We start from the raw sequence: 20,340 nt of genomic DNA, 5'->3' as shown, positions 1-20,340 counted from the left end.
TGGGGCGCCCCAGCATCTCGGCGCGGCCCACCGGTGCGAACTGGCCGCTGCGTGCGAGATCACTGTCCACGACCCAGGCAATATCTTCCGGCGCCGGGCCAGGGCCCCCCCAGGCAAAGGGCACCACTGCAATCGCGGTGGGATCATCCACACCCTGGGTTATTTCAATTGTAAGTTGAGCCCGTGCATTCAACGCCATCAGTGCCAGAAGCACGGGCGCCAGAGCCAATACCAGCCGTTTCATCAGTATCTTAAGTCCTCGGGTCTGAATAACAGGCGGAAGCGCCTGAAGTTTTTCTCAAATTCATTGGCGGGCAGATTCTTGAGCTCGGGAAAGCTGCCGGCCTTTTCTACTGCATTCATCGCGGAGCGATCAAAAGCGCTGTTACCACTGCTGCGCTCAAGGCGCACGCTGACCACTTCACCGGTGGGCACCAACTGCACAATCAACACCGCCTCCATACCGTTGCGAGCACTCGGGGGGCGGCTCCAGTAATTAATGACTGTGCGCTGAATCAGGGCGGCATAGCTGGCGGCCATTTCATCGGCCGTCACGGCCGCCTCTGCCGCGAGCACTTCCTCTTCCTCGGCCATGGCACGGGCCAGATCCGCGCGAGCGATGGCAGCGAGTTCCTCTTCGGTAATGCGGGGCTCGGGCTTGGGTTCCGGCTTTGGCTCTACCTTGGGCTGTGGCTTGGGCTTGGGTGGCGCGGGCTTTGGCTTGGGCTTGGGCTTGGCCACCGGCTTGGGTTTGGGTTTCGGCTTGGCCACCGGTTTCGGCTTGGGTTTGGCGATCAACTCACTGGCATCCACCAGGCGGGCATTAATTACTTTCGGCGGTGCCTTGGCCTCGATGGTTTTGGTTTCCATCGGGCTCGACCAGTTCCACAACATAAATGCCAGGATCATCGCATGCAGGGCGATGCTTGCCATGGCCGGGCGCACCACAATGCGCGGCGCCACGGGCTTGGCATAGACGGAGTCAGTGCTCACTGCGGGTTCTCGGTTACCAGGCCGACACTGGGCGCACCGGCCTGTTGCAGGGCCACCATCACCGTCACAACCTCACCGTAAGGGACAGCCTCGTCACCCCAGATAAGCACGGGCTTATCCGGGTTGCGCTTGATCACTTTAGACACCCGATCCTTGATGGTGGCCAGCGCAAGCACCTGCTTCTCCTGGCCCAGGTTCAGAAACAGCTGGCCACTGGCATCCACGGATACGATTAACGGCTCGCTGTCCTGATTTTCAACAGGGTCCGCGGCGGCCTCGGGCAGATCAACTTTCACCCCCTGCATCAGCATGGGCGCCGTGACCATGAAGATAATCAGCAATACAAGCATCACATCGATATACGGCACGACGTTGATCTCTGCCATGGGTTTGCGCTTGCCGCGGGCTCTGCTCACGGTAGATCAGCCTCCCTGACGGGCGCGCAGTGCGTACGCCTGGCGGTAGAGGATACTGGAGAACTCATCTACGAAAGTGTCATAGCGGTTACTGAACACCTCTACCTTGGCGGCAAAACGGTTGTAGGCGAGTACCGCAGGGATCGCGGCAAACAGGCCCATGGCGGTTGCAACCAGCGCCTCGGAGATACCCGGCGCCACTGTGGCAAGCGTTGCCTGGGTAGCATTGGCCAGGCCGCGGAAGGAATGCATAATGCCCCAAACGGTGCCAAACAGACCGATATATGGGCTGGTGGAACCCACAGAAGCCAGAAACGCCAGGTGACGCTCGAGACGTTCTTCCTCACGCAATACCGCCACACGCATGGCGCGCCGTGAACCCTCCAGAATGGCCTCGGAGTCCATTTCCTTTTGCTGGGCCAGGCGCGAAAACTCCTTGAAGCCCGCCCTGAAAATACTCTCCATACCCAGAATGGCATGCCCGTCGGAGGCCTTTTCGTTCCCTTCGCGATAGAGCTGGGAGAGATCGATACCCGACCAGAAACGCTCCTCGAAGCTGTACATTTCCTCGCGCGCATTACGGAAGTAAATATAGCGCTGGACGATCATGTACCAGGACAGAATTGAGGCCATGACCAGCATTGCCATGACCACCTGCACGGTGAAACTGGCGTGTAGAATGAGGTCTATCAGGCTAAGTTGCTCTTCCAAGAGGGCTCCCCTTTTGCGTTATGTCATTCTGCCCCGGACAGGCCTGCCACCATATCCCGGGGTATACGGCGCGGTTTGACCGAAGTGCTGTCTACGCATGCGATGCGAATGTCGCCACCGGCAAGCACTTCGTCGCCGCGCAATACTCGCTGGGCAAAGGTCATCGAGGCCCCGCCCAACTCAGTGAGCTCTGCCGTGGCGATCAATTCATCGTCCAACTTGGCAGGTGCCCGGTATTCTACCGCCACATTGCGCACCACGAACATCAGATCGTTATTGAATATGTAATCTTTGCCGTAGCCCATCGCCCGCATGAACTCCGTGCGAGCGCGCTCCATAAATTTGAGATAATTGACGTAATAGACAATACCACCGGCATCCGTATCTTCAATGTAGACACGTAGCGGCAGAGAAAATTCCGGGCCAGACGTCACTCTTCCTGCCCGCCATCTAGATCCAGCGACAAATTGCCCGCCTCACCTGGCCTGGGCTGAGGCAGCCCGAAATGCAGGTAGGCGTTGCGCGTCACCACTCGGCCGCGGGGTGTGCGCACCACATATCCCTGCTGAATCAGGTAGGGTTCGAGCACATCTTCAATCGTCCCGCGCTCCTCGGAAATGGCCGCAGCCAGGCTATCGACCCCCACCGGACCGCCATCGAACTTCTCAATCATGGCGAGGAGCAGGCGGCGATCCTGGTGATCAAAGCCCTGCTGGTCAACGCTGAGCATATCCAGCGCGCGGTCAGCGACTTCAGCGCCAATATGGCCATCAGCCTTCACTTCCGCGTAATCGCGGACCCGGCGCAACAGGCGATTGGCAATTCGGGGCGTGCCCCGGGAGCGGCGCGCAATTTCGGTGGCGCCCTGCTTGTCGATGCCCATACCGAGAATGCGCGCCGAGCGCTCCACAATATGTGCAAGGTCGGCTACCTCATAGAACTCAAGGCGCTGCACGATACCGAAACGATCGCGCAACGGTGAGGTAAGCAATCCCGCGCGCGTGGTGGCACCGATCAGGGTGAAGGGAGGCAGGTCGAGCTTGATCGAGCGGGCCGCGGGGCCTTCCCCGATCATAATGTCGAGCTGGTAGTCCTCCATGGCCGGATACAACACTTCCTCTACGAAGGGGCTGAGGCGATGTATCTCATCGATAAACAAGACGTCGCCGGGCTCGAGGTTGGTCATCAGCGCAGCGATATCACCGGCCTTCTCCAGCACCGGTCCTGAAGTCGTTTTAAGGGACACGCCCATCTCGTTGGCAATAATGCTCGCCAGCGTGGTTTTGCCCAGCCCGGGCGGGCCAAAAATCAGGGTGTGGTCGAGCGGCTCACCGCGGCCTTTGGCCGCCTGCAGAAATATACTCATCTGCTCGCGAACAGCCTTCTGGCCGACGTATTCATCCAGCGATTTCGGGCGAATAGCGCGATCGAGGGCATCCTCCCGGGGGCCTTCAGGCTCCGGGGCGATCAGGCGGTCGGTTTCTATCATCCGCTCACCATCGATTTCAGGGCACGGCGGATCAGCTCTTCCGAATCCGCAATGGAGTCATCGTTCACTGCGGCAACCACCTTGGCCGCCTCGGCCGGCTTATACCCAAGGGCAATTAGCGCGCCCTCGGCGTCGGCGACCATATCGGCCACCGGTTCGATCAGAGCGCCACCGGCGGACCCGCCGGCTTCCATCTCGCCGAGCCAGTCCTTGAGCTTGTCGCGCATCTCAATCAACAGGCGCTCGGCGGTCTTTTTGCCCACCCCGGGCAGGGCCGACAGGCCGGAAATATCGTCGCGCTGCACGCAGCCAATAAAGCTTTTGGCATCCATACCCGAGAGAATGGTCAGGGCCAGCTTGGGGCCGACCCGGTTCACTTTGATTAATTGGCGGAACAGTTCACGATCGCGCTCATCGATGAAGCCATACAGCAGCTGGGCGTCCTCGCGCACCACAAAATGCGTGAGCAGTGTCACCTGCGCCCCCAGCTCGGGCAACTGGAACAGGGTGGTCATGGGCACCTGCAGCTCGTAGCCGACACCACCGACATCCACCAGAATATCCGGTGGCTGTTTGGCAGCCAGCGTACCCCGAATTCTACCTATCATGGAGGGCCGATCCCCTTAACGTATCCGGCGCCGGCGCACAGAAGTGGCGCCAGCCATGTTGATCATACTCTGTTGTGTGTGCGCGTGACACAGGGCAGCGGCCAACGCGTCCGCGGCATCCTCGGCGGGCTCAGCAGGCAGTTTTAGCAGCACTTTCACCATGTGCTGCACCTGCCCCTTATCTGCCGCGCCAGTACCGACCACAGACTGCTTGACTTGCCGGGCCGAGTACTCAAACACATCCATCTCCTGGGCCGCGCAGGCAACAATCGCCGCGCCCCTGGCCTGCCCCAGTTTGAGGGCAGAGCCGGCACTCTTCCCCATGAAAACCTGCTCAATCGCCAGCGTTGCCGGCCCGTAAAGCTCAACCAACTCAGTCACACTGTCGTAGATGATCTTGAGCCGAGGCGCGATATCGCCCTCGGGTAGCTTAATCACACCCGACGTCACGTATTCAGCCTTACCGGTCACATAATTGATGATTCCGAAGCCCGTTTTCCGCGACCCCGGATCGATTCCCATGATCAGCGCCATCGCTTCGCCCCGCGCCACCCCACCAATGTCATTATTCTGTACAAATATACAGGCATCTCCCCACCCCGTCACCCGGGGTCAGACCCCAAATTTCTCAGGCACCCTGGGGTATTAGTAGATGTCGGCGTTGGTGTAGACGTTCTGGACGTCGTCGAGGTCTTCGAGGGCGTCGATGAGGGCGAGGATGGATTCGGCGCTGCCGGCGTCTGCCATGGGCACGGTGGTGGAGGCGATCATGGTCACTTCGCCGCCTGCGGGCTTGAGGCCGGCCGCTTCCAGCGCCATTTTGACGGTGCCGAATTCCTCCCAGGGAGTAGTCACATCCAGAGACCCATCCTCGTGAGCAGTGATATCTTCCGCACCGGCTTCCAGGGCCACTTCCATGACCTGTTCTTCGTCAGCCCCAGGGGCAAACCCGATCTGACCGACCCGGGAAAAGAGATAGGCAACCGAGCCATCGGTGCCCAGATTACCGCCGCGTTTGGTAAACGCATGGCGCACTTCGGCCACGGTACGGTTGCGGTTGTCTGTCATCACCTCAACCAGTACCGCGACACCGCCGGGAGCGTAACCTTCGTAGGTCAGCTCCTCCATATTGTCGGCTTCGTTAGTTCCGGCGCCACGGGCGATAGCGCGGTCGATGGTGTCCCGGGTCATATTGGCACCCAGGGCTTTTTCGACCGCCGCGCGCAGGCGGGGATTATCTTCGGGATGGGGGCCGCCCTGCTTGGCGGCCACGACGAGCTCACGGATCAGCTTGGTGAATACCTTGCCGCGCTTGGCGTCCTGAGCCGCCTTGCGATGCTTGATATTGGCCCATTTACTGTGGCCTGCCATGGCTGAACTCCGCGCTGGCGCCTAGAGAAGGCTCAGGCGCCCTCGCCTTCTGCCTTCTGGCGCAGACGAATATTCAGTTCACGCAGCTGCTGGGCATTCACCTCGCCAGGCGCGTCGGTCATCACACAGGCCGCTGTCTGGGTTTTGGGGAAGGCGATTACATCGCGAATGGATGCCGAATCGGTCATCAACATCACCATGCGGTCCAGGCCAAAGGCGAGGCCACCGTGGGGCGGTGCACCGTATTGCAGGGCCTGAAGCAGGAAGCCAAATTTCTCATTGGCCTCCTCGTCGCTTATCTCCAGAATGCGGAAAACCGCTTGCTGCATCTCGCGCTCGTGGATACGGACACTGCCGCCGCCGAGTTCACAGCCATTCAGCACCATGTCATAGGCACGCGACAGCGCGCCGGCGGGGTTGGCTTCCAGCTCCTCGACACTGCAGGAAGGCGCAGTGAAGGGGTGGTGCAGCGGAGTCAGACCACTATTGCCATCGTCTTCGAACATCGGGAAGTCAACCACCCAGAGGGGTGCCCAGCCTTCACGCACCAGACCGAGATCCTCGGCCACCTTGATGCGCAGCGCACCGATTGCCTCGTTGACGACATTGGCCTTGTCTGCACCGAAGAAGATGATATCGCCGTCTGCAGCGCCGAGACGCTCCATCATCTCCATAACCACTTCATCGGGCATGAACTTGAGAATGGGCGCCTGCAGGCCCTCAACCCCGGCCGCCAGGTCATTTACCTTGATCCAGGCAAGGCCCTTGGCACCGAAGATCGAAACATACTTGGTGTAGTCGTCGATTTCCTTGCGGCTGATCTTGGCACCGCCGGGCACTTTCAAAGCGGCAACACGGCCGGCTTCATCGTCCGCGGGACCGCGGAAGACCTTGAAGTCGACCTGCTGCATGAGGTCATCAACGGACACGAGTTCCATGTCGATACGCAGGTCCGGCTTGTCCGAGCCATAGCGCTCCATAGCCTCGGAGTATGGCATGTGGGGGAACTCGGGCAGATCGACATCCAGGGTCGACTTGAACAGTTCGCGCACCATGCGCTCGGTGATTGCCATAATCTCTTCCTCGCCGAGGAAGGATGTCTCGATATCAATCTGAGTGAACTCAGGCTGACGGTCGGCGCGCAGATCTTCGTCGCGGAAGCACTTGGCCACCTGATAGTAACGGTCGAATCCAGACACCATCAGCAGCTGCTTGAACAGTTGAGGTGACTGGGGCAGAGCGAAAAACTGCCTAGGATGGGTGCGGCTCGGCACCAGGTAGTCGCGGGCACCTTCCGGGGTCGCCCGGGTCAGAATCGGGGTTTCGATATCCAGGAAGCCCTCGCTGTCGAGGAAGTTACGGATCGCCGAGGTGATTTTCGAGCGCTTGATCAGCTTGTCCTGCATTTCCTGGCGGCGCAGGTCCATATAGCGATATCGCAGACGGACTTCCTCGCCCACCGCGGTGTGCTCATCCAGCTGGAAGGGGGGCGTAGCTGCGGTATTGAGAATCTCGAGCTCCTTACCCAGAATTTCGATCTCACCGGTGGCCATCGCAGGGTTAACGGTACCTTCACCGCGGGCGCGTACCCGGCCGGTAATTTTCAACACATATTCACTGCGAACCCGGTCCGCGCGCTCAAAGTGCTCTTCGGTGTCCGGGTCAAATACCACCTGAACAATGCCATCGCGGTCGCGCATATCGAGAAAAATCACCCCGCCATGGTCGCGGCGGCGATCAACCCATCCACAAATAGTGACGGTCTCGTCGATGTTGGCAGTGGACAGAACGCCACAATAATGACTGCGCATAATAAAATTCCGTATTTTGGCTATTCGCTCCGGCTTATTGCCGGGCGATCAGGCTGACTTCTTGCTTTCGCTCGCGGAGCTCGAAGAATCGCTGGAAGATGAGCTTTCCGAACCCCCATGGAGGTTCTTTTTGCTGCCGGTTTTGAAATCGGTCTCATACCAACCACCACCTTTCAGCCGAAAAGCGGCCGCGCTCACCTTCTTTTTGAGCTCGGGCGCATGGCATTCGGGGCAATCAACCAGGGGCGCATCGCTGATCTTCTGCAGCGCCTCAAGTTCGTTGCCACATTTCTGGCATTGGTACTCGTAAATCGGCATGGGGCTCAATCCACCAACTATCAATCACTTGGAGAGAAATTTTGAGGCGCGGATTTTAACCCAAGCAACTTGGAAGGCCAAGCTCGGGGAGGAAGGTTCGCCGGGGGTAAAAAAACCCTGCACTCGTCAGAGCGCGGCGATGGGTTGGGGCAAATCAACCGGCCCGATAGCGCAGCGGGCCGGTCGACTCAGGAAAAGCTGCTTAGGAAGCGGCGTATTCCTTCAATTTCTTCAGCGGGCGGATCTTGACAGCAATGCTGGCAGGCTTCGCCTTGAAGGTCGTCTCTTCACCAGTGAAGGGGTTGATACCCTTGCGCGCTTTGCGGGCGGGCTTCTTCACAGTGGTGATCTTCATCACACCAGGAATAGTGAATTCACCAACGGAACGCTTCTTAATAGAGCGCTCGATCAGCACATTCAGTTCATCCAGAACGGCATTAACCTGCTTCTTGCTCAGATCAGTGCTTTCCGCGAGGCTCGCAACGATCTGGCTCTTGGTCATTTTCTCCTTCAGCGCAGTTGCCTTACGCGCGGGAGCTGCTGCCTTTTTGGCAGGGGCTTTCTTCGCTGCTGCTTTTTTCTTCGCTGGAGCTTTCTTAGCCGCTACCTTTTTCTTGGCCGGAGCCTTTTTCTTCGCTGCTGCTTTCTTAGTCGCCATGTTATTTTCGACCTTCCCTAATAGTGAGTTGTTTCAGGTTTGTGCCGAGCCGTTCCGCGTCCCTTACAGTTGGGCGGCAACAACAAGCCACGTACAAATGTATAATGCAGAAAATACTGCAATACAAGTGTTTTTGCACATCGAGGGCAAAAAAACCCTTATATTGCAGTCCCGGACGCAACTTCACCTGACAAATGCCCGAAAAAAGTGCACAACAACCACCGTTTACCGATACTCACATGCCCATTAAAATAGGCGCCCTTATCGTTATTCCCAATTTGGAACCACAATGCGCACCAGCAACTTCCTGATCGCCACCCAGAAAGAAACACCCGCCGACGCTGAGGTCATCAGCCACCAGCTCATGCTCCGCGCCGGACTGATTCGTAAGCTCGCATCCGGCCTCTACACCTGGCTCCCCCTCGGCCTGCGTGTGCTGCGTAAGGTAGAGAATATTGTGCGCGAAGAAATGGACGGCGCGGGCGCCCAGGAAGTCAGTATGCCGGTCGTGCAACCGGCAGAACTGTGGGAAGAATCGGGTCGCTGGGAACAGTACGGCCCTGAACTATTGCGCATCCACGACCGGCACGAGCGCGATTTCTGCCTTGGCCCCACGCACGAGGAAGTCATCACCGACCTGATCCGCAATGAAATCAAGAGCTACAAACAGCTGCCGATCAACATGTACCAGATCCAGACCAAGGTGCGCGACGAGATCCGGCCCCGTTTCGGCATCATGCGCTCGCGCGAGTTCCTGATGAAAGACGCCTACTCTTTCCACGTGGACCAACCCTCACTGGAAGACACCTACCAGGTTATGCACCAGGCCTACAGCGCGATATTTACGCGCCTGGGCCTGGATTTCCGCCCCGTCATCGCCGACACGGGTTCCATTGGCGGCAGCGCCTCCCATGAATTCCACGTGCTGGCCAACTCCGGCGAAGACGACATCGCATTCTCCGACAGCAGTGACTACGCCGCCAACGTAGAAATGGCCGAGGCAGTGGCCCCTGCCGGCGACCGCCCTGCCCCTGCCGCGGAGCTCACAGAAGTAGCCACCCCTGGTGTAAAAACTATTGAGGACCTCTGCACCTTCCTCGAGATCGAAGCCAACACGTCGGTGAAAACCCTGGTTGTTCACGGCGAGGAGGAGGGCCAGCTAGTCGCCCTGGTGTTGCGCGGCGATCACCAACTCAATGGCATCAAGGTAGAAAAGCTGAGTGGCATTGCATCGCCGCTGTGCATGGCCGATGAAGAAGCCGTGCGCGCAGCCTGTGGCGCCGGCTTTGGCTCCCTGGGCCCGGTAGGCATGAATATCAATGTCATCGTCGACCGCAGCGCCGCCGCACTGGCGGACTTCAGCTGTGGTGCCAACAAAGACGGCTTCCACTATACCGGTGCCAACTGGGAGCGCGATTGCCCCCTAGGCCGAGTGGAAGACCTCCGCGAAGTCGTGGAGGGCGACCTCAGCCCGGACGGCCAGGGCACGTTGCAAATCAAACGCGGCATCGAGGTTGGCCACATCTTCCAACTGGGCACGAAGTACAGCGATGCCATGAAGGCCCAGGTACTCGACGATACCGGCCGCAATGTCACTATGACCATGGGCTGTTACGGCATCGGCGTGAGCCGGGTTGTGGCCTCGGCGATCGAACAGAATCACGACGACAAGGGCATCATCTGGCCGGCGGCCATGGCCCCCTTCCAGCTCGCCATTGTGCCCCTGAATATGCAGAAGTCGGAAGAGGTCGCCGCCTGCGCAGAGGAACTCTACGCAACGCTGAAGGCCCAGGGCGTCGATGTCCTGATGGACGATCGCAACGAGCGCCCAGGGGTGAAATTTGCCGACATGGAACTGATCGGCATTCCCCATCGCATTGTCATTGGTGATCGTGCACTCAAAGAGGGCAACATCGAGTACAAAGGCCGCCGTGATGACGACTCGCAACTCATCCCGCGTGAGCAGATTGTCGAGTTCATCACTGCGCAGCTGACAGGCTAATCCCTTGCTGCACCATCTCCTGCTGGTTGCGACTTTACTGTGGTCCTCAGCCGGCCTCAGCCAGCCCGCTGACGATCAGGAGCGCGCTGAGTTGCGCGATTTTCTGGATTCCACGATCAACTCGGCCCAGTCCTTCGACGACAAATACGATGCCGAGGTGTGGCTGGTAGACATGTCTGCGCGGCTGGCGAGATACGTCAAAGACCCGGAATACCGTTTGGAGATTCTCCAGCAGATACACGCAGCCTCGGTCCAGGCCAACCTGCCGCCGGAGCTGGTATTGTCAGTGATTGAAGTGGAATCCCACTTTGACCGGTTTGCCGTGTCACGGGTAGGCGCCCAGGGAATGATGCAGGTCATGCCGTTCTGGAAAGACGAGATCGGCCGCCCCGACGACAACCTTACCGACAATATCACCAACTTCTCGTATGGAACGCGCATTCTGCAATTTTACCTGCAGCGTGAAAAAGGCCACCTGCACAAGGCGCTAGCCCGCTACAACGGCAGCGTTGGCCGGCGCACGTACTCCAACAAGGTATATCGCGCCTGGCAATCGCACTGGCGCACAGATCCGCTCAACTGGGCCGACTAGCGATCGCTAGCGGTAGGACCCCGGCGACTGCCCGGTCCACTTCTTGAACGAGCGATGAAAGGCGGAAGGATCCGAGAAGCCCACCCGCTCAGCCACTTCAGAAACCGTTAATCCATCGCGACTCAACAGCGAAATCGCTGCATCGCGGCGGGCGTTGTCCTTGATGCGCTGGTAGGAGGTGCCCTCTTTTTCCAGGCGTCGACGTAGAGTACGCGCCGACATGTTCAGCAGCCCTGTGAGATCTTCGAAGCTGGGCATTTCCTCGCGAAAATCATCGCCGAGAATTCCGCGAATGCGCTGGGTCACGCTGACCTCACTTGGCTCCGGCTCAATGACAATGTGGTACGGCGCCAATTTCAGGAAGTGGCGCAAATCTGCCTCATTGCGGATTAGCTCTGCTTCAAGATGACGAGCGCTGAAACTCACCGCGTTTGCGGTGCCGTTGAATTCCACCGGGCAGGGGAAAAAGTGTCGCAGTCCCGCATTAAACTCCGGTTCGGGGCCGGCACAGGTCGCACTGACAATGTCGACATGCTGGCCGATCAACCAGCCACTGAAGCGCAACCACATTGCCAGATTGCAGAGCACACTGTGTTGATGCTCCAGGGGGTCGTCTTCACACAGGTAGGTCAGCGTAGCGTCACGGCCTTCAGCATCCACCACCAGGCCATTGACCACTTTCGCGCCCTGGCGAATACGGCAAGTGGCATTAAATTCGATACCCCGGCGCAGTGCTGCAGACAGGTTCGAACTGTTCAACATGCTCAACAATATCAGCCGCGTCGTTCCAACGGGCGTGCGAACGTCAGGCATGACACCGCCAGATTCATCTCCCAAGACCTGGATTAACTGCAAACACAGGCGGCTGTATTGCTCGCGGGACACAAATACTGTCTGGGCGTGCTGAGTGAGGGGATCAAAGGGGAACCGGGCTGCTTCCAGCAGTGCAGTGACATCCGCGCCGTAGTTTTTCGCCTGGGCAAGCAGGGCCCGGGTGAACTCAATAGGCACCGCTTCATTATAAAAGTCAGAATCGACCAGTTGCTTAACCAAAGCCTCCTCCCGCAAATGTGTGACGAAAGTATATCCTGAGACCGCGTATCAAGCGAAAGGGTCCCTGCCGAGAATTCTGGTCCAGTTCAAATTCTGTCGCCCCGGTATTCGCTAGTACGACTTTTGCCACTTTCGTCCATTCCAACATTGACAGCCCGCCGGCCCCCTGACCAATATGGGTTACTTCCACGTGATAGACACCAAAGCGTCAACACATGACAAATCTCGAACAGATCAGCCGCTGGAACCGGGATCTATCCAAAGCCATCGCGGCCCTTGGCACCCCGCAGTTTTTCCCCTGCCTGATCGAAGCCATAAGTCACCAGGTCAGGTTCGACTACCCCCAGGTATGGCTTTACCGCCGCAACGTACCACCCCAGCTGCTGTACCACGAGATTCCACCGTCGGCCCTGGCCAGCCAGGTCGATGAATACCTGGATGGCCCCTACCAGGAAGACCCCTTTTACCAGACGTCCATGCAGCAACCGCGCTCCAAGATTTACCGTCTGTCGCGTGTTGCTCTAGGCAAGCTGGAAGAGACCAACTACTACACCGACTACTACGCCCACACCGGCACCGTCGATGAAGTGGTGTATCTGACCACTCTGGGCGAAGGTATTGTCATCAACCTGTGTGTGATGCGTCTATCCCACCAAGGCCCCTTCACTGACGATGAATACGAGGCGCTGTACCTATTGGCGGAACCTGTCTCGGAGCTGCTAAAAACCCAGAGCCAACACCGCAAATTCGCTGCGGAGCACCTCATCCAGCCCGGCATCGATCACCAGATCAACCAGGCCTTCAAAACCTTTGGCTCCTCCCTCCTGTCACCGCGAGAGAAGGATGTCCTGGAGCTCATGCTGCGTGGCTACGGCACCGACACATCTGCCGCCCGTCTCGACATTGCGGTGGAAACCGTGCGCAGGCACCGCAAAAGCATTTATCGCAAACTGGATGTCAGCTCGCAGACCGACCTGTTCTCACTGTTCCTCAACGCCATGTCCTGCGTAGGCGAGGCCGGCTCGCGCGACCCGCTCAGCATTTACATGGCGCCCCGCTAGACCATTCTGTACACCCTGCCCTGCCCCAAGCAGGGCATTGAGCTCCACGCCCGCTAGAGCAATAGTGACCGCTAACTTCACTCGGATCACAACCCATGTCAGTCGAAGTAGACTGGTTCCTGCGCGCCCACCCGGAAATCACCACCGTCGAGGCAATCCTGCCCGACTGCAACGGTGTGATGCGCGGCAAATGGATCCCAAGGCCCAAACTGGGCAAGGTATTTGGCGGTGAGCTCAAACTGCCCAAAACCGCCCTTAGCCTGGATATTTGGGGACGAGACGTCGAAGAACTGGTGTTCAGCACGGGCGATGCCGACGGACTGTGCCGCCCCATCGAAGGCACGCTGTTACCGGCCCCCTGGTCACCAGGGGGCGAGCGCGGACAGGTCATGCTGGCCATGTACGACCTGAACGGATCACCCTACATGGGCGACCCCGCTCATGTACTGGCCCGCGTGGTGGAACGCTTTCACGCCTCTGGCTGGCGCCCGGTCATTGCCGCGGAGCTGGAATTCAGCCTGGTCACCCTGAACGCCACCGGCAACGGCGCGACCCTGCCCGACCACACCTGCCCTGTGCCGGCGAGTAGCAGTCCCATTGGCGGCAACACTTATGGCCTGGATGTTCTGAACGAGCACCGGGTAATGATGGAAGACCTGCGCACCGCGTGCGAAGCCCAGGACCTGCCCTTCGACGGCGTGGTCAAGGAATCCGCCCCCTCCCAGTACGAAGTCAACATGCAGCACGTGAGCGATCCGGTGCTCGCCGCACGCCAGATCATCATGATGAAGCGCCTGATCAAGGGCGTGGCCGCCAAACACGGACTCATCGCCAGCTTTATGGCCAAGCCCTTCGAGGAGGAAGCCGGCAACGGCATGCACGTCCACTGCAGTGTGCTGGACGAAAAGGGCCTTAACATCTTTGACGATGGCAGCGACAAAGGCACCCCTCTGCTACTAAACGCCATCGCGGGATGCCTGACCTATATGGCCGAATCGGTGGCGATATTTGCCCCCTCCTACAATGCTTACCGGCGTTTCCAGAAAGGGTGTCATGCGCCCACCTACCCCAGCTGGGGCTACGAAAACCGGACGGTAGCTGTGCGTGTACCTGCGGGCAGCCCGACCGCGCGGCGCCTCGAGCACAGGGTGGCCGGCGCCGACACCAACCCGTATCTGTTATTTGCCGTCATCCTATCGGGCATGCTTGAAGGTATTCGTGAAAATCTCTCGCCAGGCGACCCCATCAGCGGCGACGGCTATGCCCAGGAAGAAGCCGCACTGCCGGTTTACATGCCGGACGCGGTACAGTTGTTCAGTGAATCCGATTTTATTCGCAACTCACTGGGCGAAGAGCTGCAACGCATTTATACCCTCACCAAATCCCAGGAAATCGCTGAATTTCGGCGCAGAATCACCGACCTAGAATACCTCACCTACCTTGAACGCCTGTGACACGGCCGTGGGCGCCAGATAACTGCAACTCTGGCGCCCCTGGTCATGTACGCCGTGGCCGCGGCCTGCAATACTCGTCGTCATGAACAGTTCCGCCCTACTCAAAAAACGGTTTGCTTGGCTGCCGCGCTTATCGCTACTGCTCGTCGCGATAGCTGTCACTGCCGGCATCACCCATACGCGCACACTGGCACGTGAGGTCAACTCCTGTGGCCTGCGCCTTGGCCAGGAAGAGGCACAGGTGGGCCAGGCCCTGTCCGGTCACCTGGATATTCTCAGCTGGAACATGCAGAAGGCCAGCAACGCAGGCTGGGCGGAAGATTTGGCCAGTATGGCGTCTGATGTTCACCTGGCCTTCCTACAGGAAGCCTCCGTCCAGGCGGATATTCCCGACAAGCTCGCCGAACGGGATATTTACCAGGCCTTTACCCAGGGCTACAGCACCGAGAGCCTGCATACTGGCGTCATGACCTTGAGCTCACATTCACCGAGCCTGTCGTGTAATTTCAGCAGCATGGAACCCTGGCTGGGCACCCCGAAAACCGCCACCGTCACCGAGCACCCACTGCTGGACAGTGACGAGCGGCTGCTGGCCATTAACCTGCACGCGGTGAATTTTACCTTCGGCATTGAAGACCTGGAGAAGCAGCTGCGTCCCCTGGCTGGCCTGCTGGCCAGGCACAATGGCCCTGCGATTCTGGCCGGCGACTTTAACACCTGGAGCGAAGACCGCCAGGCGCTGGTAGATCGCGTGCTGGCGCGCCATGGCCTCGCGGCTGTCGAGTTCCAGGACGACCAGCGCACCACCTTCTTTGGTCGCCCGCTGGACCACATCTATGTGCGCGGCCTCAGTGTCGAACACACCGAAGTCATTCCGGTCGAAAGCTCCGACCACAACGCGCTGCGCGCACGACTGGTGATTGAATGAAAACCCTGACTACTACCGCTGCCCTGCTACTGGCTCTTACCGCAACACTGGTGCAGGCGGACACACCGGATCCCGAAGTCCAGTATCTGCTGGGATTTGTGGAGCAAAGCGGCTGCGACTTTGAGCGCAATGGTACGGTACACAATTCGGCAGATGCCGCCGACCATCTGCGTCTCAAGTATCGACGCGGCGGTAAGTATGTGAACAACGCCGACCAGTTTATCGACCGGCTGGCCTCAGAGAGCTCCTGGACAGGCAAGAAATATACGGTGACTTGCGATGGCGTTACCGAACCCTCTGGTGAATGGCTGCACCGCGCCCTAGACGAGCATCGCGCCCAGCCCTGATCCCAACCTAGAGCGGCGGGCGCCGCTCGGTATCCAGGCCTTCCACCTGGTTCGTGTCCGGGAGCGGGGTGTGCTCACGCTCCAGCCGATGAGTGAGGCGAAACGCCGCGACCATAGCCAGTAATCCAAAGGCCAGCGCGCCAAACGCCTCGCCCGCCAGTACGCCGCGCGCGCCGTACCACTGCCCCCCCAGGTAAGCCGCCGGAATGGTTCCCAGCAATACGCGACCAAAGTTAAACCCTGTCGCCCAGTGGGGATGGCGCAAGTTATTGAAGCTGGCATTGGCCACAAACAGCGCGCCATTGAAAATAAACGCACCTGTCAGGAAATTGCAGTAGAACAGAATCAGGTCAGCCGCCTCGTCGGAAGCGGAGAATGCCGTCACAATCAGATCACCCAGCAGCCACATCAACCACCACACCAACAGCACATACACGGCGTTGAAAATCATGGCATCGCGCAGGGTGGAACGCACTCTGTCGTAAAGGCCAGCGCCGGCGTTCTGGCCAATGATAGGCCCTACCGCGCTGGACAGCGCGAAAATGGCGCAGAACGCTACCGGGGTGATGCGCCCCATAATCGCCGCGCCCGCGACCGCACTGTCACCAAACTGGGACATGGTGCGCAACACGAAGCTACCGCCTATCGGCGTCGCGAGGTTGGTCAGAATGGCCGGCGTGGCGATCTTCATGAGCGGCCCGAGGTCCTCAACAAACTCCTGCCAACTGATTTTTACCGGCAGTCGGTGCACGTGGTAAATCGCGTGCCAGGCCACCAGGAATACCACTAACCGCGCAACCACCGACGCCCAGGCGGCGCCCTCCAGACCCCAGCCAAAGGTAAAGATAAACAGGGGGTCCAACACCGCATTCACCAGTGACCCCGCCACCGTTGCCCACATGGAACGGCGCGCATCGCCCACGGCTCTCACACCCGCTGCGGCACTCATGCCCAGTACCAACACCGGCATATTTGGCAGCAGAATATTGGCGTAGCTCACCGCGTAATCGAGTGTGGATCCCCCGGCGCCCAGAAGTTGCAACAGTTCTCGCAGCCAGATCCAGCCCAGCAAGCTGATCACCACCGACGCCAGGAAACTGAACAATAAGCCACTGCTGCAGTAGCGACTGGCGAGATCGCGGCGCATCGCACCCTCGGACCGCGCCACCAGCGCACCGAGGGCGATCTGCAAGCCGATACTTACCGCCACCAGGAAGAATATCAGTGTCCCTGCATAGCCGACGGCCGCCGCAAGCTCGGTCTCGCCCAGCAAGGTCAGAAAGTACATATCGACCATGTCCACCCCGAACATGGTCAGCAGACCAGTCGCACTGGCAGCGGTCATCACCAGCACATGACGCATGGTGGATCCGCTGGTAAAGACGGCCTGCTTGTTGCTCATGGACTCCCGGATTCAGGCTGATTTAAGAGTTGGGCATAATACTGAGTCCGCTAGGACTTTGCGCGGTAAAGAAGTTACTATAGATAATCTTTTTCGTTTGAGGCCAAGGCCAACGCCATGAGCAACACCAACAACAAGCCCCCCCTGGACAAGATCAATGTTGCAGTGTTTGTCGGGCTCCCCCTGATCGCACTGTTAGCAGTTCCTGCATGGGGTATTTATCACGGCTACAGCCTGGCGCAGTGGCTGTGGGCACTGGCGTTCCTCTACCTGAACGGCATGTCCATCNCCGGTGGCTATCACCGCCTGTGGTCCCACAAGGCCTACGAAGCACACCCGGCTCTCAAGTGGTTCTACGCATTGTGGGGCGCTGGCGCACTGCAAAACAGCATCCTGATCTGGGCTTCCGATCACCGCCGTCACCACCGTCACGTGGATGACAATGAACAAGACCCCTACTCCGCAGGCCGCGGCTTGTGGTTCAGCCACATGGGCTGGATGCTGCGCGAGTACCGCACCAACGAGCAGGACTTCAGCAACGCCAAGGACCTGCAGCGCGATTCCGTGGTCATGTTCCAGCACAACCACTACGTGGCGCTCACTACCTTTATGAACGTGGGCTTGCCGCTGCTGCTGGGCCTATACCTTGGCGACGTCATCGGCACGCTGTTGCTGGTCGGCCTGTTCCGATTGATCGTCAACCACCACGTTACCTTCTTCATCAATTCGCTCGCGCACTTCTGGGGCACGCGCCCATATACCGAGACCAACAGCGCCCGCGACAATGGTTTCCTGGCGTTCCTCACCTACGGCGAGGGCTACCACAACTACCACCACATCTTCCAAACGGACTACCGCAATGGCATTCGCTGGTGGCAGTGGGATCCCACCAAGTGGCTGATTAACGGCTGCTCACGCGTGGGCCTGGCCAGCAAGCTGGTGCGCGTACCCGAGATTAAAATTCAGCGCGCCATGCTCGACACTCAGTTCAAGCGCGCCCGCGCCCAGTTAGACGAGACCGAGAGCTCTGACACGCTGCGAGACAAACTTGAGCGCGAGTACCAGCAATTCACTGAATCAGTGAACGAGTGGACAACCCTGCAAGCGCAGCGCTACGAAGCCAAGAAAGCCGAACTGGGTGGCGCCCTGGGCGAGAAGCGCGCCCGCCTGCAGCAGAAATGGGAAACAGCCACCTTGCGCACCAAGTTCAAGGAGCTGGAATACTCGCTGAAGATGCAGCGCAAGCGCATGGAGCTCCTCATGAAGGAAATTCAGCTACAGGCGCAGATGCAGCCCGCGTAAACCTCGCATAAATGCATCGAGGGGCCTTAAGGCCCCTTTTTTGTGTCTGCGTCCATGATCTGTCCTGCTTTATCTCGCGTATCGATAGCTCTGTGATACTTTAGACACCCAACCACTGATAACCGCGAGGATGCCTCCCATGACCACCGTATTCGACTTCACCGTGCAGAACGCCGCCGGCACCGACCGTCCACTCAATGAATTCGAGGGCCAGGTTCTGCTGATTGTGAACACGGCTTCCAAGTGCGGCTTCACGCCTCAGTTCGCGGGGCTTGAAGAGCTCTATGAAAAGTACAAAGACAAAGGCGTATCCGTTATCGGCTTCCCTTGTAACCAGTTCGGCAAGCAGGACCCTGGCAGCAACGATGAGATTCAGGAATTCTGCCAGCTCAACTATGGTGTTTCGTTTCCCATGATGGGCAAGATTGAAGTGAATGGCTCCGGGGCTGACCCGTTGTTCAAGCACCTCAAGGATGAAGCCCCCGGGTTGCTGACCAAGAATATCAAATGGAATTTCACCAAGTTCCTTGTAGACGCCGAAGGCAACGTTGTTAAGCGTTATGCGCCGACGACCAAGCCTGCTGATATTGAGAAAGATATCGACTCGCTGTTGGCCTGAGTATTTTTAGGGTCTTTCTGACTTTGCGGTTCGGGAGAGACTTAAGCTCTTCCGAAACCACTGCTGGCCATCCATGGGCGTGTCGGCCTGCGGCATCCTGCCTTCGGACGATTTCGGAAGAGCTTAAGTCTCTCCCGCACCTCCACACTTTTGCTCCGATCAAGCTTCTATCGGAGTGGCCCGCTCTTCACAGCTGCTCCGATCAGGGTGAATGAAGAAGCCCGGGATACATGCCCATTGCCCTTAACGGCAAATATCTCTCATTGCTTCGATATCTTTGAGCATCAAGTTGAGGCCGGAATCGAGCCACGGAGTTGGCGAGGGGATTTCGTCACTATCAGGCCACGCATAAGCTCAGCGGAGAGGGCGGAGAGCTTTCCGGGGTGAGTGTTTGAAGAGTGCTTGAGGATTGCGCAGCAATCCCACTCTGAGTTGCGCCCCGGCCGGAGCCATCGGAGCTGAGCTTGTGGTCGTGACGCAATCTCCTCGCCAGTTCCGTGGCGGATAGATTAGCCAAAACCAAAACAAGAAAGCCCGACACAAAGGCCGGGCTCTTTAAGGCCCTCACCGTAAGGCAAGGGCAGACGCGATATCGATTACTCGATGATCTTGGCTACAACACCAGCGCCAACAGTACGACCACCTTCACGGATCGCGAAGCGCAGGCCATCTTCCATCGCAATCGGAGCGATCAGAGTGGCAACCATCTGTACGTTGTCACCAGGCATTACCATCTCAACGCCTTCGGGCAGTTCACATGCACCAGTTACGTCAGTAGTACGGAAGTAGAACTGCGGACGGTAGCCCTTGAAGAAAGGAGTGTGACGACCGCCTTCTTCCTTGGACAGAATGTAAACCTCAGCTTCAAACTTGGTGTGAGGGTTTACAGAACCGGGCTTGGACAGCACCTGGCCACGCTCAACTTCGTCGCGCTTGGTGCCACGCAGCAGAATACCTACGTTCTCACCCGCACGACCTTCGTCCAGCAGCTTGCGGAACATCTCAACACCAGTACAGGTAGTGGTCTGAGTGTCCTTGATACCAACGATCTCGATCTCTTCACCAACCTTGATGATGCCACGCTCAACACGACCAGTTACTACAGTACCGCGACCGGAGATGGAGAATACGTCTTCAACCGGCATCAGGAAGGCACCGTCAACGGCACGCTCGGGCTCAGGGATGTAAGAATCCAGAGTCTCTAC

22 protein-coding genes and 1 pseudogene are annotated in these 20,340 nt (G+C 58.5%); 8 read left to right on the top strand and 15 right to left on the bottom strand.

Going from position 1 to position 20,340, the window contains the following annotated elements; genetic code table 11:
• The 12 genes and pseudogenes from A3709_RS08335 to A3709_RS08280 form a co-directional block, all read right to left on the bottom strand.
• Positions 1-244: pseudogene (locus A3709_RS08335) on the bottom strand (Tol-Pal system protein TolB); the annotation flags it as partial.
• A complete protein-coding gene (gene tolA / locus A3709_RS08330) occupies positions 244-993 on the bottom strand; it encodes a cell envelope integrity protein TolA (RefSeq protein ID WP_082849991.1) in 750 nt (249 codons plus the stop codon). The gene tolA and the pseudogene A3709_RS08335, both read right to left, overlap by 1 nt.
• Positions 990-1,379 (bottom strand): protein TolR, encoded by a 390-nt coding sequence (tolR, locus tag A3709_RS08325; RefSeq protein ID WP_066052922.1) that lies wholly within the window; start codon positions 1,377-1,379, stop codon positions 990-992. The genes tolA and tolR overlap by 4 nt, the downstream gene beginning before the upstream one ends.
• 36 nt (positions 1,380-1,415) lie before the next feature.
• Positions 1,416-2,120: a protein TolQ gene (gene tolQ / locus A3709_RS08320; protein ID WP_066052919.1), complete on the bottom strand. Its 705-nt coding sequence runs from the start codon at positions 2,118-2,120 to the stop codon at positions 1,416-1,418.
• A gap of 23 nt (positions 2,121-2,143) precedes the next feature.
• A complete protein-coding gene (ybgC, locus tag A3709_RS08315) occupies positions 2,144-2,554 on the bottom strand; it encodes a tol-pal system-associated acyl-CoA thioesterase (RefSeq protein WP_066052917.1) in 411 nt (136 codons plus the stop codon).
• Positions 2,551-3,609: a Holliday junction branch migration DNA helicase RuvB gene (gene ruvB / locus A3709_RS08310; protein ID WP_066052914.1), complete on the bottom strand. Its 1,059-nt coding sequence runs from the start codon at positions 3,607-3,609 to the stop codon at positions 2,551-2,553. The genes ybgC and ruvB overlap by 4 nt, the downstream gene beginning before the upstream one ends.
• A complete protein-coding gene (gene ruvA / locus A3709_RS08305; protein WP_066052912.1) occupies positions 3,606-4,217 on the bottom strand; it encodes a Holliday junction branch migration protein RuvA in 612 nt (203 codons plus the stop codon). Before ruvA ends, ruvB begins: the two co-directional genes overlap by 4 nt.
• A gap of 15 nt (positions 4,218-4,232) precedes the next feature.
• On the bottom strand, positions 4,233-4,751 hold the full coding sequence (ruvC, locus tag A3709_RS08300) for a crossover junction endodeoxyribonuclease RuvC (protein WP_066052932.1): 519 nt from the start codon (positions 4,749-4,751) through the stop codon (positions 4,233-4,235).
• Positions 4,752-4,862: 111 nt separating this feature from the next.
• A complete protein-coding gene (locus A3709_RS08295) occupies positions 4,863-5,588 on the bottom strand; it encodes a YebC/PmpR family DNA-binding transcriptional regulator (RefSeq protein ID WP_066052909.1) in 726 nt (241 codons plus the stop codon).
• Positions 5,589-5,620: 32 nt separating this feature from the next.
• Entirely contained in the window at positions 5,621-7,399 is a 1,779-nt protein-coding gene (gene aspS, locus A3709_RS08290) for an aspartate--tRNA ligase (RefSeq protein WP_066052906.1), read from the bottom strand.
• A 48-nt stretch (positions 7,400-7,447) separates the two neighbouring features.
• Positions 7,448-7,717, bottom strand: coding sequence for an FmdB family zinc ribbon protein (locus A3709_RS08285; protein WP_066052902.1), 270 nt, complete (start codon positions 7,715-7,717; stop codon positions 7,448-7,450).
• A 202-nt stretch (positions 7,718-7,919) separates the two neighbouring features.
• Positions 7,920-8,375 (bottom strand): HU family DNA-binding protein, encoded by a 456-nt coding sequence (locus tag A3709_RS08280; protein WP_066052899.1) that lies wholly within the window; start codon positions 8,373-8,375, stop codon positions 7,920-7,922.
• A 289-nt stretch (positions 8,376-8,664) separates the two neighbouring features.
• On the opposite strand from A3709_RS08280, the gene A3709_RS08275 reads away from it, so the two are divergent.
• Positions 8,665-10,377 (top strand): proline--tRNA ligase, encoded by a 1,713-nt coding sequence (locus tag A3709_RS08275; RefSeq protein WP_066052897.1) that lies wholly within the window; start codon positions 8,665-8,667, stop codon positions 10,375-10,377.
• Between the two features lie 4 nt (positions 10,378-10,381).
• A complete protein-coding gene (locus tag A3709_RS08270) occupies positions 10,382-10,969 on the top strand; it encodes a lytic transglycosylase domain-containing protein (RefSeq protein ID WP_369795130.1) in 588 nt (195 codons plus the stop codon).
• A gap of 6 nt (positions 10,970-10,975) precedes the next feature.
• Here A3709_RS08270 and A3709_RS08265 read toward each other — a convergent pair whose 3' ends face one another.
• Positions 10,976-12,022 (bottom strand): AraC family transcriptional regulator, encoded by a 1,047-nt coding sequence (locus A3709_RS08265; RefSeq protein ID WP_066052894.1) that lies wholly within the window; start codon positions 12,020-12,022, stop codon positions 10,976-10,978.
• Positions 12,023-12,237: 215 nt separating this feature from the next.
• On the opposite strand from A3709_RS08265, the gene A3709_RS08260 reads away from it, so the two are divergent.
• From A3709_RS08260 to A3709_RS08245, 4 genes are all read left to right on the top strand, one after another.
• Positions 12,238-13,083 carry a LuxR C-terminal-related transcriptional regulator gene (locus A3709_RS08260; protein WP_066052891.1) on the top strand — a complete coding sequence of 282 codons (846 nt, stop codon included), beginning with the start codon at positions 12,238-12,240 and terminating at the stop codon, positions 13,081-13,083.
• 95 nt (positions 13,084-13,178) lie between these two features.
• Positions 13,179-14,537 (top strand): glutamine synthetase family protein, encoded by a 1,359-nt coding sequence (locus A3709_RS08255; RefSeq protein ID WP_066052889.1) that lies wholly within the window; start codon positions 13,179-13,181, stop codon positions 14,535-14,537.
• 82 nt (positions 14,538-14,619) lie between these two features.
• Positions 14,620-15,465 (top strand): endonuclease/exonuclease/phosphatase family protein, encoded by an 846-nt coding sequence (locus A3709_RS08250; RefSeq protein WP_066052886.1) that lies wholly within the window; start codon positions 14,620-14,622, stop codon positions 15,463-15,465.
• A complete protein-coding gene (locus tag A3709_RS08245) occupies positions 15,462-15,812 on the top strand; it encodes a DUF5329 domain-containing protein (protein WP_066052883.1) in 351 nt (116 codons plus the stop codon). The genes A3709_RS08250 and A3709_RS08245 overlap by 4 nt, the downstream gene beginning before the upstream one ends.
• 7 nt (positions 15,813-15,819) lie before the next feature.
• Here the strand turns inward: A3709_RS08245 and A3709_RS08240 are convergent, their stop codons facing one another.
• Complete coding sequence (locus A3709_RS08240) at positions 15,820-17,214, bottom strand: MATE family efflux transporter (RefSeq protein ID WP_197484125.1); 1,395 nt, start codon at positions 17,212-17,214, stop codon at positions 15,820-15,822.
• A 117-nt stretch (positions 17,215-17,331) separates the two neighbouring features.
• Between A3709_RS08240 and A3709_RS08235 the strand changes: the two genes are divergently transcribed.
• The gene (locus A3709_RS08235) at positions 17,332-18,516 is read left to right on the top strand and encodes a fatty acid desaturase (RefSeq protein ID WP_066052879.1); all 1,185 of its coding nucleotides are present in this window, start codon (positions 17,332-17,334) and stop codon (positions 18,514-18,516) included.
• Positions 18,517-18,655: 139 nt separating this feature from the next.
• The gene (locus A3709_RS08230; protein ID WP_066052876.1) at positions 18,656-19,135 is read left to right on the top strand and encodes a glutathione peroxidase; all 480 of its coding nucleotides are present in this window, start codon (positions 18,656-18,658) and stop codon (positions 19,133-19,135) included.
• Positions 19,136-19,731: 596 nt separating this feature from the next.
• Here A3709_RS08230 and A3709_RS08225 read toward each other — a convergent pair.
• On the bottom strand, positions 19,732-20,340 hold a 609-nt coding region (locus A3709_RS08225), incomplete at its 5' end, for an EF-Tu/IF-2/RF-3 family GTPase (RefSeq protein WP_255359729.1).

Origin of the sequence: Halioglobus sp. HI00S01, assembly GCF_001635445.1 — a bacterium.
Classification (GTDB): Bacteria; Pseudomonadota; Gammaproteobacteria; order Pseudomonadales; family Halieaceae; genus Halioglobus; species Halioglobus japonicus.
Note: the sequence above shows the minus strand (reverse complement) of the source record. Positions and strands in the feature narration are given on the sequence as shown.

Coding starts and splice junctions, on each gene's coding strand:
- tolR (WP_066052922.1), bottom strand. CDS start 1,379: ATGGCAGAGATCAACGTCGTGCCGTATATCGATGTGATGCTTGTATTG.
- ruvB (WP_066052914.1), bottom strand. CDS start 3,609: ATGATAGAAACCGACCGCCTGATCGCCCCGGAGCCTGAAGGCCCCCGG.
- ruvA (WP_066052912.1), bottom strand. CDS start 4,217: ATGATAGGTAGAATTCGGGGTACGCTGGCTGCCAAACAGCCACCGGAT.
- ruvC (WP_066052932.1), bottom strand. CDS start 4,751: ATGGCGCTGATCATGGGAATCGATCCGGGGTCGCGGAAAACGGGCTTC.
- A3709_RS08295 (WP_066052909.1), bottom strand. CDS start 5,588: ATGGCAGGCCACAGTAAATGGGCCAATATCAAGCATCGCAAGGCGGCT.
- aspS (WP_066052906.1), bottom strand. CDS start 7,399: ATGCGCAGTCATTATTGTGGCGTTCTGTCCACTGCCAACATCGACGAG.
- A3709_RS08285 (WP_066052902.1), bottom strand. CDS start 7,717: ATGCCGATTTACGAGTACCAATGCCAGAAATGTGGCAACGAACTTGAG.
- A3709_RS08280 (WP_066052899.1), bottom strand. CDS start 8,375: ATGGCGACTAAGAAAGCAGCAGCGAAGAAAAAGGCTCCGGCCAAGAAA.
- A3709_RS08275 (WP_066052897.1), top strand. CDS start 8,665: ATGCGCACCAGCAACTTCCTGATCGCCACCCAGAAAGAAACACCCGCC.
- A3709_RS08260 (WP_066052891.1), top strand. CDS start 12,238: ATGACAAATCTCGAACAGATCAGCCGCTGGAACCGGGATCTATCCAAA.
- A3709_RS08255 (WP_066052889.1), top strand. CDS start 13,179: ATGTCAGTCGAAGTAGACTGGTTCCTGCGCGCCCACCCGGAAATCACC.
- A3709_RS08250 (WP_066052886.1), top strand. CDS start 14,620: ATGAACAGTTCCGCCCTACTCAAAAAACGGTTTGCTTGGCTGCCGCGC.
- A3709_RS08245 (WP_066052883.1), top strand. CDS start 15,462: ATGAAAACCCTGACTACTACCGCTGCCCTGCTACTGGCTCTTACCGCA.
- A3709_RS08240 (WP_197484125.1), bottom strand. CDS start 17,214: ATGAGCAACAAGCAGGCCGTCTTTACCAGCGGATCCACCATGCGTCAT.
- A3709_RS08230 (WP_066052876.1), top strand. CDS start 18,656: ATGACCACCGTATTCGACTTCACCGTGCAGAACGCCGCCGGCACCGAC.